Origin of the sequence: Mesorhizobium sp. M0870 (assembly GCF_040319775.1) — a bacterium.
Classification (GTDB): Bacteria; Pseudomonadota; Alphaproteobacteria; order Rhizobiales; family Rhizobiaceae; genus Mesorhizobium.
This window is the reverse complement of record NZ_JAMYOI010000002.1, coordinates 251,182-264,107: the sequence shown is the minus strand read 5'-3', so window position 1 is coordinate 264,107 and position 12,926 is coordinate 251,182. Positions and strand designations below refer to the sequence as shown.

The window sequence follows — 12,926 nt, the reverse complement described above, 5'->3', positions numbered from 1 at the left end:
CCAAGAGCTTTTGCTAGTCTGCCGACCGCGCCGGCCTTCAACAACGACCCGCGAGGAAATGTGGCACAGGACAGCCAAACGCTTCATGGCGACGGCATCTCGGCGACCATCGTCGCGCAGGGTGCCGAACTGATTTCGCTGCAAGACGCGCACGGATTTGAATTCCTGTGGCAGGCGGGGCCAGAATGGCGGCGGCACTCGCCGGTGCTGTTCCCGATCGTGGGGCGGCTGGCGGGCGATCATCTGCGCCATCGCGGCCGGACCTATCCAATGACGCAGCACGGGTTTGGGCGCGACAAGCCGTTTGCCTGGACGCAGAAGGGGGCGAGATCCTGCACGCTGGTGCTCACTGACGACGCCGACACCTGGGCGCGCTATCCGTTCGCCTTTCGGCTTGAAGTGACCTATACGCTGGTCCGCCAGCAGCTTGATGTGACTTTCGACATCGCCAACACCGGTGATGAGCTCCTGCCGGCATCGATCGGGGCGCACCCGGCATTCAATTGGCCCTTGCAGCCGGATTTGGCCAAGGCGGATTACCGGCTGATCTTTGCCGATGATGAGCCGGCGCCGATCCGCCGTCTTAAGGACGGACTGCTGCTGAAAACGCCACAGCCGACGCCTGTCGAAGGCAACATACTCCCGCTCTCTGAGCGGTTGTTCGACGAGGACGCGGTGATCATGGACCAGATCGCCAGCTCCAGCGTGCGTTATGCCGCTGAGCGTGGCCCGGCTCTGGAGATGTCCTGGCAAGGGGTTCGGGAGTTGGGCGTCTGGTCAAAGCCGGGCGGCGCGCCATTCCTTTGCATCGAACCTTGGCACGGCCTTGCAAGCCCGGTGGATTTCGATGGTGATTTTGTCGACAAACCAGGTCTGATGCTGGTCGCGCCGGGGGCAAAGCGCGTGATGAGCTATCAGACACGGCTGCTATGACGTTCCTGATCGGCAGATCCAGTCACGCCGGGAGTGCCCTATGAAGCTGTATTTCAGCCGCAATCCCAACCCTCGATTGGCGGTCGCGGCGGCACTCCATCTCGACGCGAAAGTCGAATTTGAATTCGCCTCGCCCTTCGCTCCGGGGCAGGCGGAGAAATATCGGCCGTTAAATCCCAATCTCTCATTGCCCATCCTTGTGGATGATGAGGGAAAGAGCCTCTGGGAGGCAGACGCCATAGCCTGCAGGCTCTCGCGCGACGCGCATTCGGATTTCTGGCGCACCGGCGATGACGAACCCGAGATGATCCGTTGGCTCAGCTGGGGCAAGGAGCACTTCGCACTCGCTTGCGACACGGTGCATTTCGAACGTGGGACCAAACAGCGGTACGGCATCGGCCCGATCGATCAGAAGCGGGTGGAGGAGGGCCTAAACCAATTCCATACGGCCGCGGCAATACTCGACGCCGTGCTTGCCGAGCGGCAGTGGCTGGTCGGGAATTCGGTTTCCTATGCCGATTTTCGAATGGCGACCTTTCTGCCGTTCAACGATGCCGCCAGATTGCCGCTCGACGATTATTCCTCTGTCAGCCGCTGGTACCGTCGGCTTGAAGACATCGACGCCTGGCGTGACCCTTTCAAGGGGATGGATGCACCCGAATTGCTGCCGGTGCCGCAAACGGCTGTCGCGGACCAGCGGTGAGAACGCGCGCGAAGAGCCGCGCAGCAGGCCGAGTCTACCAAGGCAATGATGTGCGGGGGATCGGATGAATATCTATGTCCTGAGTGTGGTCGAAGGACAGGAATGGGTCCTTCCTCGACAGGCGGACGACTACCAGCTGTTTTCGACGCTCTGCGGCCGGAAGCAGACACAATGGCATCCGCCCGGGATGGAGATCCTGTGCGAACACGACGACGGTACGCTCCGGCAATATTCAGATTTTCCATGGCTTGGCGAGCATGCGCTCATCCTGCGGGCGAGGGCGTTGAAGTTGCTTCGGCCAACCCTCGAACCGTACGGTGAATTCCTGCCGCTTCGTGCTGACAAGCCAATATCGCTCTTCAATGTCACCACCGTGATCGATGCGCTGGACGAGGAACGTTCAAAGATCGTTCGCTTTGACGATGGCGGCATAATGGTGATCGAAAGCCTCGTCCTTCGAGCGGACGCAATCGGCGGTGCCGAGATATTCAAGCTGCCCGAGCGTGCCGATGGGGTGCGAATATCCGATATCTATCTGCAGGAGACGATCGTACGCCGGATCGGGGAGCTTGGGCTCAAGGGCATTGCTTTCAACTTGGTCTGGAGCGACGAGCCGGTCGGACAAGGCAGGATCGAGTACCCAGGTGTGGAAAAGGGCATTTCAGCCGCAAGCTTGCTCACGAGCTTTTGGGCCGGTCTGCGGCGAAAAGCGGGGTTTTGATATCAAACCTGCCGGACGACGGTGCCGACCACATTGACGAGAAGGCGCGCGGCGGTCAGCGCTGACAGGCCGTCGATGTCGGCCGGAGGATAGAACTCGACAAGGTCGAACCCTGCGATCCGGGTCCGTCTGCCGAGGCCGGCGATCAGGTCGATCACCTGCATGTAGGTGAGGCCGCCGGGTGTACGCGCCGCCACGCCCGGCATGATGCTTGGATCGAGGCTGTCGCAGTCGAGGGTGACGACAACCCGCGCGCCTTCCGGAATATGCCGGAGCGCGGCTTCGACGCCCTGAGCGTGAACCTCGCGGGCGGTCACGAAGCGGCTGCCATAGCGCCGTGCCGCTTCGATCTCGGTGATGCGTGCGCTGCCGACGCTGCGCAGGCCGACTTGCACCATGCCTGCGACATGCGGCATCTCGCTCGCCCTGCGCATCGGGCTCGAATAGCCGTGGCGCTCGCCATACACCTCGTCGCGCCAGTCGATATGAGCGTCGATCTGCAGGACCCAGACCGGCCCGTGCTCCGCAAAGCCGGCGAGGAAGGGAATGGTCATGGAACAGTCGCCACCGATCAGGATCGGCACGGCCGGCAATGCCAGGATCTCGCACGTTTTTGCCTCGATCCTGCCCCGGTTTCCGGCGTTGTCATGCATGGTGGTCAAGATATCGCCGAAGTCGATGCAAGAGGCCGGCTTGCCGTCGAACAGCGGGCCGCCGAGATCGAAATCCCAGTGCTCGACGAGCGCGGCATCGTCCTGGCTCGCAGTTCGGATGGCATCCGCCGCCAAGGCATGGCCGCGGCTGTCCTTGCCGGGATAAGTGCTGCCGTGACCGGCTCCGAAGATCACTGCGCGGGGCATGTGGCCATCTGTCAGGCGATCGGGAAAGCCGAGAAAGGGAGGCGAGGGTGTCATGGCTTGATGGATCCTGATGATGGCTTAGCGCACGCCAATCGGTTGTGTCTAAGTCAAGCGCCTCGGCTTCAGCTTTGTGGGCCGATTGGGTAAGCCCAATAAACTCTAAAACAATCGAGATCGATCACCCACCTGGTGTTTCAAATTTGGGCCAATGGGACATTGGCGGTGGCATGGGCCGATCTCGAGGCGACATTGCGCTGCCGACGAGGACGTTGGCGGTTTGGATCGGCAGGCGCGATCCCGAAATTTCCAGTGCGTGACGAGAATGAACCTTGGCTGGTCGCCTGGTAGCGGAACCAGGCGAGGTTCACGTTGTTACCACAGCGGGCGACTACCGGTTGCCGGATTCGGAGTCATCGTTTCATGACCAATGGTCCATTGCCTGAAAACGTTCTGGTCTCGCTTCCCAAGATCGATGCAAAAGCGGCGCCGACGCTCAAAAATGCCGAGGCGGAGGTATTTTACACGGAAGCAATCCGCGAGCTTACCGCCACCGACATACCCTTTCTGGTCGCCGGAACTTACGCGGTAAGCGCTTATACGGGTGTCACCCGCCAGACCAAGGACCTCGATATTTTCTGCAAGGCAGGCGATTACGCGCGGATCCTCGCCCATTTCAAGCAGCTTGGATATGCCGTCGAAATCGAGGATGACCGGTGGCTCGGCAAGGTGTTCAAGGGCACGCATTTCTTCGACGTCATATTCGGCTCGGCCAACGGCACGGTGCCTGTTGGCGACCTGTGGCTGGAACACGCCCGCCAAACAGAGCTGTTGGGCAGCAGGGTGCGGATCATCGGCCCGACCGAACTCATCTGGTCCAAATGCTTTATCCAGGACAGAGGGCGACACGATGGCGCCGATATCGCTCATACGATTCTCAAGGCGGGCGATCAGATCGATTGGCACCGGCTGCTTTCTTATCTGGAGGTTCATTGGGAGGTTCTGTTGATGCAGCTTATCAATTTCAGATGGATCTATCCGAGCGAGCGCGATCATATCCCGGCGTGGCTGCTCGATGAATTGCTCGACCGCCTCGCCAAGCAACGGCAGTTGCCGTCTCCAAGGATGAAGATCTGCCGTGGGCGGCTGCTTTCGCAAACCGATTACGAAATCGACGTCAAGGAATGGGGCTTCGCCGGCGTCGGTGGTGTGGGAGAATTCCGTGATGGCTGATCCCGTCAAGAGCAGCGGGCCCAAGGACGGCGCACGCGCGCTCAAAGTTGCCGCGGTCGGGGATCTCCATGTGCGGGAAGATGCGCAAACCTCGTATCGAAACCTCTTCGGCGAAATTTCGAGCGAAGCGGACATTCTCGTTCTCACGGGAGATCTGACCAATCTCGGCAAGCCTCGTGAAGCGGAGATGCTGGCCGAGGATCTGCGCAACTGCTCGATCCCGGTCGTGGCGGTGCTCGGCAATCATGACTACGAGTCTGGTGCGGTGGAAGACGTCACGAACATCCTGCGCCAGGCGCATGTTCATCTCCTCGACGGGCAGGCAGTCGAAATCGAAGAGGTGGGTTTTGTCGGCGTGAAGGGATTCATAGGCGGCTTCGGGTCACGCATGCTCGGCTCATTCGGTGAACCGGCCATCAAGACGATGGTCGCCGAAAGCGTGAACGAGGCAATGCGACTTGAAAACGCGATGCGCCAGGTGCGGGCGAAGCGCACGCTGGTGATCCTCCACTATGCGCCGATTGCCGACACAGTCGCGGGAGAACCGCCGGAGATATTTCCATTTTTGGGCTCTTCACGCCTGGCGGAGACGATCGATCGATTCCAGGTTAGTGCTGTCGTGCACGGTCATGCACATCGCGGTTCTTACGAAGGTCAAACGCCTGGCGGAGCCAAGGTCTACAACGTCGCCATGCATGTGACCAAGCCAAGCGGCCGCCCCTACGCCTTGCTCGAAATCTGACGCCAGCGGCATGCGCCGTGGTGCCCATTGGCCTGAACTCAATTGGTGGCGTTGATCGACTTCGCCAACTCTTCCAGCTTCCGGGGATCGTTGCCGTGACGGCGCACCAGTTCGCGAGCCTGCCTGGACGGCAAATCGGTCGTGGCCGCCAGTTGTCGCACCTGCTGATCGTCGATGGCGACCTGCGGCAATGTATGGTCGATATTTCCTTGCTTGTCCTTCATCGCGCTTCTCCTTGATCCCTGTCGATGACAACGGCTCGAAAATCCGACCGGTTCCGAACGATCTGCAAACTTTTGGGCCGGCACCTGGGCGGACCAACATGCGCGTGCCCTGAGGGCGTAACGATCTCGATGGCTGGATTCTGCCAGGAACCATGCCACGGCGCACGAGTTGTTCCGACTGAACGGAGATAGTTAGATGCCACAGCCAAGACAGCCAGACCCAAATCGCGATGTGCCCGTGCCGCCTCCAACATGGAAGCCCCAGCCGATCGAGGAACCCGAACCGGAAAGGCTCCCGGACGAGACCCCGCTGCCCAATCCCGACGAGAATGAAGAGCCTCCCGTCCACGCATAGACGAAGGGGAGCTTCTTTATCGCGGGGCAAGTGCGCAACCTCGAGACAGAAAGCCCATCGCCTGCAGATCGGCAAAGTTGAATGGTTGCTTCGGCGCCTCAAGTCGTCGTCTGGATGATCAGGGTCAGCGTGCCATCGCCATCTATGTTTGCAGCGACAACCTGCGAGGAATTGAGCCCATTCGCCCTCAAAGCCGATGTCGCCTGAGGCGAAGCATCGACTGAGTTTTGCAGGCGAAGCAAATCTTCGGCGCTGGTTTGATTGATCACGGCATCCGCCTGCGCCTTGATTTCGTCAGGCAAATCCTCGACGGCGATAATGGCAACGCCGGTGAAATTCAAATCAGCAGAGCCTGGATCTGGCAGCGCCAGCTCCGGTTGCACTTCGCCCTGCGGTGGCGTCACCTGGGGAGGCTGCGGGCCAACAGTTTGGGCGTAGACGGGCTGAATGATGACCGCCCCGGAAAGTGCGAGAGCTATCGTCAACATGCGCATGGTCGCTCCTTGCATCCTCGAGGAGACTTTGAAGAAACCCCCATGCTGAGCGATGGTTCCCGCGGGGCTGGTCCCGCCGGGCGATTTCGTCCCAACTCACCCCAGAGAGACGCCGAAAACCTTGGCCAGGGCGTCCGTCACACGGCTGTCTCCCAACCGGTTGGGCGGTTTCGTACGGAATCGTACCATCGATTGATCTGCACCTTGGACAGGATCAAAATCAAGCAGAGGTGACCATGGGAGGGAGCCGCATGAGCATCGCCAGATGGGCAATAAGACCTGTCGGTACCGCCAAGGCGTTTCTGGCAGAGGAGCTTCGAAGTGCGCGATACGGCGACATTGTTTCGGTCAAAGCGGCGATAGAGGCCGCTCGCAGGGACGCGCCTTATTTGCAGGACACAGACGATGAGTTGATGGAGACGATCGTCGAGCTGGCACGGGAACTGGGGCTGGCCGTCCTTTTTGACTCTCGCGATTGACCGATGAGCCATGGCTGGAGGACTCACCGGCGGTTGAAGCGATTTGGTACGAAATCGACAATTGGCTCATGGCCGAAAATGCGCAATCATTGGGAAATGGGACGACGGTTGGACGACAAACTCGATTGCAAGGCTTGTGGGACTATCCAAATGGACATTCCCGACAACGCGGAGGAATCGACGCCAATTCATTGCAGCAATTGCGGCGCCTTTCTCGGCGAGTGGGGCGAATTGCAGGACGATTTCTACCGTCAGGCTCGCGGTACCGAAGCATTCGACTTGCGCAACGGAACCATTATCAAGAAGTAGCGCGCAACAACGCGGCCTCCGAATAACATCGGTAAATCCACAGGGGTTGGCAGATCTAGCCGACGTCGATGACGACCATCAACCCGCCGCCGCCCTTCTCCTCGACATTGTTGTTCGTCGTGTGATGCGGGATGTGGCAGTGAATGAGCCACTTGCCGGGACGCAGCGCCTTCCACACGACGTCATAGCGCTGTCCCGGTCCGACATTGATGGTATCGGCCAGGAAGCGTGCCGAGGGAGAAAGCGTCTCACCGTCACGGGCGACGACCTCGAAGGGTCCGCCATGGATATGCATTGGATGGACGAAGCCGTTGTTGGTGCCGATGAAACGCACCTTCAGCGTCTCGCCCACCTTCATAGGAATGGTGTCGGTTGCGGGATAGGCCTTACCGTTGATGGTGAAGAAGTTCGGCATGCCGCCTTCCATTGGCATTGAGGGGTAGGTCAGCCCATCACGCACCAGCCATTCCTGAAGTTCGATGACATAGTCGTGGTCAGCCGGAACCTCGTCGGCAGGATTGGCGGGATCGATGATCAGCGCCCCATAAAGCCCCAGCGCCTGGGTGCGGTCCGGCTTGGCATGCGGATGATAGAAATAGGTCCCGTGCTGGGTCGCGGTGAATGCATAGGAATAGGATTGTCCAGGTTCGATCGGCGGCTGGGTGATCTCGGCAGGCCCATCCATCTGGTTCGGCAGAATCATGCCGTGCCAATGCACCGTGGTTTCTTCGGGCAGGTCGTTGGTGACGTCGATGCGAACCTTATCGCCCTGGCGAATGTGGATGCGCGGACCGGGAATCTGGCCATTGTAGGCATAGGCGTCGACCGCGACGTTGGGCAGGATCTGCCAGCGGACCACCGATGGTCTGAGCTCGAACACCTTGACGCCGTTCTCCAGGCGGAATGGCAGTTCCTGGTCGCCCTTGGCGGCAAGAGCATAGGACGAGGTAACGCGACGCGGATCGGTTGCAGCCATGTCACGCATGGCCTCCGCCGGCGTGTCGCGACCCATGATCATGCCTTGCGGCATGATCGCGCCGCCGACGTCACGCGCCGAAAGCGTCAGGTTCAGCCAGTTGGCCGGCGCGGCCATGCCGATCGCCAGCGCCAACACCGACACAATACCGAGGGCCGCAATCTGCGGCGTGGTAGCGTCCGTCTCCATCTGGTGGCCGCTGCGTTTGGACTTATGGGAGGTGTTGCGGCTTCGTCGGCCGTCGCCGGCGTTGGGGTGATGCATAGCATGCTGTTGGTGGGCGGTCGGCTCTCCACTGCTCGTTTCGTTCGCCTGCGGGCGCTGCGTCATCAATCCGTGCTTCAGCCCGCGCGCGACCAGCCAGACATTGGCCGGATAGGCGAGCGTGAAGCCAGCGATGACGCCGATCGACATCACGCCCCAGAACAAAAGCTCGTTCGGCTCCATGGCGCGCATGTCGCGCCCCATCATCAGAAAGCTCATGACGGGTGCCATGCCGGCCATCATGAAATTCATCGAGATGAACTCGGGCAGGAAGCTCTTGCGCACGTTCTCCCGGTAGGTGCCGCCCATCATCGATTCATGAACAGCGATTGGAAGATGAACAGGCCGAAGGCAAAGCCCGCCAGATATTCGACGATGAGGTCGAGCCACATCGGCAAGCCAAGCGTTGCCGTGATGACTGCGGCGAGAATGATGCCGGTCGCATCGCCGGCAACGCAGTGGATGGTCGAACCGACCCCCTGTTTCCACAGCGGCCTGGTAAAGTCTTCATGCTCGCCCGGCCGTGGCTCCTTGTCTGCAAGCACATAAAGCAGCAGCCCCAATGGACCCATATAGAGGGTCACCAGGATGAAACCCCATTTCATCACCACCGGTTCGGGATTGTTGCGGTATTGATCGAAGCCGACATAAAGCGTCGAGGCGGCGGCAAGAGCGAACCAGACGGCAAGGAAATAGTCGATTGGCTGGATGAACATGGATGCATCCCGTCGCGGATCAGTGGCTTGTCACAAGCAGCCCCGTCGATGAACGCAGCCGGCGTGTTTATGATCCCGCCGGCCCAATCCGGTTGTGTCGAATTCTCCAGCCTGGCGCTCTTGTCGAAGCATTAACGCGCGGTAATTCCCTTGAAGGCGTGGGCGCTTCGCTGCCTCAACAGGAGCTGGCCATGAAACATCAAACACTCGACCAACTGCATGCCGTCGCCAAGATTGAATCGTCGGCTGCCTATTCCGCAATGACACGAAATCAGCGCGTAGAGCGCTGGGCTGAACTGCTGGAGCGTAATCCCGAGCGATGCCTTGGGGCCTTTGCAGGCACTGAACATTTGCACCCTGAAGCACGTGCGATGATGCGGGGCGAGGGTACGGCAATTTCGGTTGCCTTCGAAGATCCAGTGCTGCGCGCATCGGGTTTGAAAGACGACACATATGGTGAGGCAAAGCGCTTTTTCGAGTTGAACGACTGGCAGTTGCACGACATCGTCTGCGATTGCCACGTCGGCTCAACCATGAAAGCGCGCTGGGCTGCGACGCGGGTCCGCTCAGCCATCAGCGGCAGGTTCTTTGCGTGGTTGCGGCAAAGGATAATGCGCTGACCGTAGTTGGGGATCGTCGTCGCTTCGGTGCGGCATACGATCCCCTGTCTTGCCGATTGGATGTCTTGCCGATTGGATGTCTTGCCAATCGGAGGTCTCGCCGATGCGGATCAACGCTTGTCCTGGTATAGCCGCTCGGTCGCTCGGTCGCTCTCCCTTCGTTCGGCGGGTCCACGCCGACGGCGTGCGATAACGGCATAGGCCATCAGCACGATCAGCAGCAATGGGCCGCCGGCAACGACGACCAACCACATGATATCTCCAAACATGGCGCCATCTCCTTTCCCAGACAACCGGCGAGGAGGAGAACCGTTCCGCGCAGCAGGCCACCTCGGTCGCCCCTGGTCATTAACTTACGAATTGCGCTCGTAGGTTCCGATGAGTTCAGCCTGCTCAAGCGAATGTTTCTGCGCCTCCCGCCAGATGCGCTCGATGCCCACGCTGGCTGGAATGGCAAGGCTCGGGATGTCGAGCGCGGCCAGCCGGAAATGGTAATGGTGAACGCCATGTCCGACCGGCGGCTCAGGGCCGTCGTAATAGGCGTTGCCAAAATCATTCGTTGCTTGCCTGAGGGCGCCCGGACCCGGCTTGCCGCTTTCGGCCTCGGGAAGTTCCCTTGTGTCCGGGGAGATGTTGAACACCGCCCAATGACCAAACGTTCCGCTCGGCGCGTCAGGATCCTGAACGACGAGAACAAGGCTCTTTGCTTCATCTGGCACTCCAGACCATTTCAGCGGCGGCGATACGTTTTTGCCGTCTCGTGTGTATCTTTCGGGAATTTGTCCGCCTTCGGCAAAGGCGGCACTGCTAAGGGCAAGTGGCATGGTTCACTCCTCGGGCGAAGTTGATCCCAGCGACGCGCAGGGCAGCTATTTGTTGGTCCGCATCTTTTGTCTTGGATCGATTCCGCCAGCGGCGGTCGTGTCGTTTTCGACGTCACCTTCGACCGTGTTCTCGCCTTCAAGCTCGAACTCTTCGCCTTCCTTGATCGTTCCCTTGGAAGTCCCGATACCAGGATTGTTCGCCAAGTCGGCATCGCTCGGTTTTTTCCATTTCGGATGTTTGGTTCCGGTCATGAGAAAACTCCTTCGACGGGGATTGCAGTTTTGAAATCGCAGAGCGGATAATTCGTTCCGGTTCCACGCCTCGGCTTCTTCATTGGTTCGCAGCGCGCCGGCTAAAGCCCGAATGGATAGGTGTCGGGAACGCCGGTTCTTGCATGCTCCGGGCCAAGCGGCGTCACTGCCGCGGTTTTGTCGAACCATAGGAACGCGTCGAACTGCCGGGGCAGGGAAGCGTCCGCATAGTGGCTGCCCAGCTCGGTTTCCGGCCGGTAGATCACGCCGATAAATCGCTCCAGCCTGCGTTCCAGCAACCGCTCACGCAGCGTTGTGTCGCGCCCGAGGTCGAGCAGGAACCGCGACACAAGGGAATCGTGGCAAAGCCGTTCGTAACTGTCGGCGTGCGACGCGCGAATTTGCTTCACCTCCATTTTGCCATCCCAGTTGCTGGCGGCCGCTACAGTGCCGGAATGCGTGCCCATACCGATCAGCGCTGCCTCATCCCCGAAACGCTGCCGGCAGAGTTGGCCGATGTTCAGTTCGTCCCTGACGACGCCCATCTCGGTAAAGCGGGCATCGCCGATATGGGAATTGTGCGCCCACACCACGGCCTTGGCTTTGGGGCCGTCGGCATGCAGCAAATGTTCCAACGTTTCGAACATGTGCGTGTCGCGCAGGTTCCAGGACTCCGCGCCGCCATAGTACATGATCCGGTAATAGTGTTCGGCGGACGCGATCAGCCGGGCATTCTGACTGGCATCGAGAAAGTCGGTGCCGTCCCTTTTTGCATATTCGAGCTGTTTGGCGAGCAAGTCCCGGCATTGTTCCAGCACCGCTTTTTCGCATTTTTGATAGCCGGCGGTGAGCACCGCGCGGCCGTAGGTGGACGGTTCGTGTTGCCAGGGCGTCAGGCAGCCATAGCGTTCGCGCGCGATCTTGGCTGCCTGGGGATCGACCCGGTCGAGATAGTCGAGGACCGCGCCGATGGAACCGCTCATATTGTAGATGTCGAGGCCGTAGAACCCTGCTTGCTCCGAAGGCTCTAGCTTCTCGTTGTGACGGCGCATCCAGTCGGTGAAGGCCGCGACATCGGTGTTGCGCCACATCCACGTCGGAAATCGCTGGAATGGCGCACCAGTGCCGGTTCGCGGCCGACGATGGCGAACGTAGCGGTCGATCGCCGCCGCGTCGGGCCAGTCCGCCTCGACCGCGACGATGGTGAAGCCGTGGCGTTCGATGAGCCTGCGGGTGATTGCCGCGCGCGCCCTGTAGAATTCGGACGTGCCATGGCTTGCCTCGCCAAGCAGAACAATGCGCCGGTCGGCGAACCGATCGAACAATGCGCCGAAGGCCGGATCGTCGAAATCGGGCAGGGGTTCGGCCGCGGCCGCGATCATATCAGGCAGGCTGATCGGATGGGGATGTCGAAGCGGACGACCGACGTCGGTGACTGTGCCGTTTTCCGACCAACCCTGCTCGCCGATCAGAGGGACGAAGCGCACACCGCCGAAATCCTCCTCGCTATAGGTTGCGGCGCCTGTCCGGGTGACTTTGAGCAGACGTTGTAAATCCGGGTCGTCGCCGACCGGAATGACGAGCCTGCCGCCGACATCGAGTTGTTCCTGAAGGGCGAGCGGTGCGCCGGGACCGCTGGCTGTCACCACGATGGCATCGAACGGCGCCGCCTGCGGCCAGCCCTTGGTGCCATCGCCCGTCCGAACCTCGATGTTTTGGTAGCCGAGTTTTTCAAACCGCCGCTTCGCGGTTTCGGCCAAACCGGGATGACGCTCTATCGTGTAGACCTGTTCGACGATCCGGCTCATCACCGCGGCCGCGTACCCCGAGCCGGTGCCAATTTCGAGCACATGGTCACCCGGTTTGACATCCGCCATCTCGATCATGAACGCGACGATGTAGGGTTGCGATATGGTCTGGCCGTCGGCGATCGGCAGCGGCGTGTCTTCATAAGCAAATTCCTCGAAGCCGGGTTCGACGAAGGCCTCGCGTGGAACTTCGCGCATAGCCTGCAGAATCTCACGGTCATGGATGCCGCGCCGGCCGACATGGATTTTGACCATTCGATCACGGGCACGAGGAAGATCGAGCATCTTTTAGCTCCCCTTTGGTGCAACGCTTCGAGGCGATCCTTCGCGGTACCTGCCTTGAGCCTGCCTTCGCGTTTCCAGTTTCTAACCGCCAGAAGACTTCAAGGTTCCCGACTATCTGCGGACAGAGCCGT

General features: G+C 60.2%; 15 protein-coding genes and 1 pseudogene. 8 read left to right on the top strand and 8 right to left on the bottom strand.

Annotation, left to right across the window (positions count from 1 at the left end; translation table 11 throughout):
- Positions 1-60: 60 nt before the first annotated feature.
- From NKH97_RS04425 to NKH97_RS04415, 3 genes are all read left to right on the top strand, one after another.
- On the top strand, positions 61-933 hold the full coding sequence (locus tag NKH97_RS04425) for an aldose 1-epimerase family protein (protein WP_023812011.1): 873 nt from the start codon (positions 61-63) through the stop codon (positions 931-933).
- Positions 934-973: 40 nt separating this feature from the next.
- Positions 974-1,636: a glutathione S-transferase family protein gene (locus NKH97_RS04420; protein WP_023812010.1), complete on the top strand. Its 663-nt coding sequence runs from the start codon at positions 974-976 to the stop codon at positions 1,634-1,636.
- A 64-nt stretch (positions 1,637-1,700) separates the two neighbouring features.
- The gene (locus tag NKH97_RS04415; protein WP_023812009.1) at positions 1,701-2,357 is read left to right on the top strand and encodes an imm11 family protein; all 657 of its coding nucleotides are present in this window, start codon (positions 1,701-1,703) and stop codon (positions 2,355-2,357) included.
- Positions 2,358-2,359: 2 nt separating this feature from the next.
- Here NKH97_RS04415 and NKH97_RS04410 read toward each other — a convergent pair whose 3' ends face one another.
- Entirely contained in the window at positions 2,360-3,271 is a 912-nt protein-coding gene (locus NKH97_RS04410) for an agmatinase (protein ID WP_023812008.1), read from the bottom strand.
- Between the two features lie 366 nt (positions 3,272-3,637).
- Here NKH97_RS04410 and NKH97_RS04405 point away from each other — a divergent pair, with 366 nt between their 5' ends.
- On the top strand, positions 3,638-4,447 hold the full coding sequence (locus NKH97_RS04405) for a nucleotidyltransferase family protein (RefSeq protein ID WP_023812007.1): 810 nt from the start codon (positions 3,638-3,640) through the stop codon (positions 4,445-4,447).
- Positions 4,440-5,189: a metallophosphoesterase family protein gene (locus NKH97_RS04400; RefSeq protein WP_023812006.1), complete on the top strand. Its 750-nt coding sequence runs from the start codon at positions 4,440-4,442 to the stop codon at positions 5,187-5,189. Before NKH97_RS04405 ends, NKH97_RS04400 begins: the two co-directional genes overlap by 8 nt.
- A gap of 38 nt (positions 5,190-5,227) precedes the next feature.
- On the opposite strand, the gene NKH97_RS04395 is transcribed toward NKH97_RS04400, so the two are convergent.
- Both NKH97_RS04395 and NKH97_RS04390 read right to left on the bottom strand, forming a co-directional pair.
- The gene (locus NKH97_RS04395; RefSeq protein WP_023812005.1) at positions 5,228-5,413 is read right to left on the bottom strand and encodes a hypothetical protein; all 186 of its coding nucleotides are present in this window, start codon (positions 5,411-5,413) and stop codon (positions 5,228-5,230) included.
- A gap of 453 nt (positions 5,414-5,866) precedes the next feature.
- A complete protein-coding gene (locus NKH97_RS04390; protein WP_023812004.1) occupies positions 5,867-6,262 on the bottom strand; it encodes a hypothetical protein in 396 nt (131 codons plus the stop codon).
- Positions 6,263-6,513: 251 nt separating this feature from the next.
- Here NKH97_RS04390 and NKH97_RS04385 point away from each other — a divergent pair, with 251 nt between their 5' ends.
- Positions 6,514-6,741: a hypothetical protein gene (locus NKH97_RS04385; RefSeq protein WP_023812003.1), complete on the top strand. Its 228-nt coding sequence runs from the start codon at positions 6,514-6,516 to the stop codon at positions 6,739-6,741.
- A gap of 150 nt (positions 6,742-6,891) precedes the next feature.
- Complete coding sequence (locus tag NKH97_RS04380; protein WP_023812002.1) at positions 6,892-7,050, top strand: hypothetical protein; 159 nt, start codon at positions 6,892-6,894, stop codon at positions 7,048-7,050.
- Positions 7,051-7,105: 55 nt separating this feature from the next.
- Here the strand turns inward: NKH97_RS04380 and NKH97_RS04375 are convergent.
- Positions 7,106-9,006 (bottom strand): annotated as a pseudogene (locus tag NKH97_RS04375) (multicopper oxidase domain-containing protein).
- A 191-nt stretch (positions 9,007-9,197) separates the two neighbouring features.
- Here NKH97_RS04375 and NKH97_RS04370 point away from each other — a divergent pair.
- Complete coding sequence (locus tag NKH97_RS04370; RefSeq protein ID WP_023812000.1) at positions 9,198-9,626, top strand: hypothetical protein; 429 nt, start codon at positions 9,198-9,200, stop codon at positions 9,624-9,626.
- Between the two features lie 110 nt (positions 9,627-9,736).
- Here NKH97_RS04370 and NKH97_RS04365 read toward each other — a convergent pair whose 3' ends face one another.
- The 4 genes from NKH97_RS04365 to NKH97_RS04350 form a co-directional block, all read right to left on the bottom strand.
- Positions 9,737-9,895 (bottom strand): hypothetical protein, encoded by a 159-nt coding sequence (locus NKH97_RS04365; RefSeq protein WP_352721411.1) that lies wholly within the window; start codon positions 9,893-9,895, stop codon positions 9,737-9,739.
- Positions 9,896-9,979: 84 nt separating this feature from the next.
- Positions 9,980-10,450, bottom strand: coding sequence for a YbhB/YbcL family Raf kinase inhibitor-like protein (locus NKH97_RS04360; protein ID WP_128304464.1), 471 nt, complete (start codon positions 10,448-10,450; stop codon positions 9,980-9,982).
- 45 nt (positions 10,451-10,495) lie between these two features.
- Positions 10,496-10,702 (bottom strand): hypothetical protein, encoded by a 207-nt coding sequence (locus tag NKH97_RS04355; RefSeq protein ID WP_013531530.1) that lies wholly within the window; start codon positions 10,700-10,702, stop codon positions 10,496-10,498.
- A gap of 101 nt (positions 10,703-10,803) precedes the next feature.
- A complete protein-coding gene (locus tag NKH97_RS04350; protein ID WP_352795538.1) occupies positions 10,804-12,795 on the bottom strand; it encodes a protein-L-isoaspartate(D-aspartate) O-methyltransferase in 1,992 nt (663 codons plus the stop codon).
- Between the last annotated feature and the right edge of the window lie 131 nt (positions 12,796-12,926).

Coding starts and splice junctions, on each gene's coding strand:
- NKH97_RS04420 (WP_023812010.1), top strand. CDS start 974: ATGAAGCTGTATTTCAGCCGCAATCCCAACCCTCGATTGGCGGTCGCG.
- NKH97_RS04415 (WP_023812009.1), top strand. CDS start 1,701: ATGAATATCTATGTCCTGAGTGTGGTCGAAGGACAGGAATGGGTCCTT.
- NKH97_RS04410 (WP_023812008.1), bottom strand. CDS start 3,271: ATGACACCCTCGCCTCCCTTTCTCGGCTTTCCCGATCGCCTGACAGAT.
- NKH97_RS04405 (WP_023812007.1), top strand. CDS start 3,638: ATGACCAATGGTCCATTGCCTGAAAACGTTCTGGTCTCGCTTCCCAAG.
- NKH97_RS04400 (WP_023812006.1), top strand. CDS start 4,440: ATGGCTGATCCCGTCAAGAGCAGCGGGCCCAAGGACGGCGCACGCGCG.
- NKH97_RS04395 (WP_023812005.1), bottom strand. CDS start 5,413: ATGAAGGACAAGCAAGGAAATATCGACCATACATTGCCGCAGGTCGCC.
- NKH97_RS04390 (WP_023812004.1), bottom strand. CDS start 6,262: ATGCGCATGTTGACGATAGCTCTCGCACTTTCCGGGGCGGTCATCATT.
- NKH97_RS04385 (WP_023812003.1), top strand. CDS start 6,514: ATGAGCATCGCCAGATGGGCAATAAGACCTGTCGGTACCGCCAAGGCG.
- NKH97_RS04380 (WP_023812002.1), top strand. CDS start 6,892: ATGGACATTCCCGACAACGCGGAGGAATCGACGCCAATTCATTGCAGC.
- NKH97_RS04370 (WP_023812000.1), top strand. CDS start 9,198: ATGAAACATCAAACACTCGACCAACTGCATGCCGTCGCCAAGATTGAA.
- NKH97_RS04365 (WP_352721411.1), bottom strand. CDS start 9,895: ATGTTTGGAGATATCATGTGGTTGGTCGTCGTTGCCGGCGGCCCATTG.
- NKH97_RS04360 (WP_128304464.1), bottom strand. CDS start 10,450: ATGCCACTTGCCCTTAGCAGTGCCGCCTTTGCCGAAGGCGGACAAATT.
- NKH97_RS04355 (WP_013531530.1), bottom strand. CDS start 10,702: ATGACCGGAACCAAACATCCGAAATGGAAAAAACCGAGCGATGCCGAC.
- NKH97_RS04350 (WP_352795538.1), bottom strand. CDS start 12,795: ATGCTCGATCTTCCTCGTGCCCGTGATCGAATGGTCAAAATCCATGTC.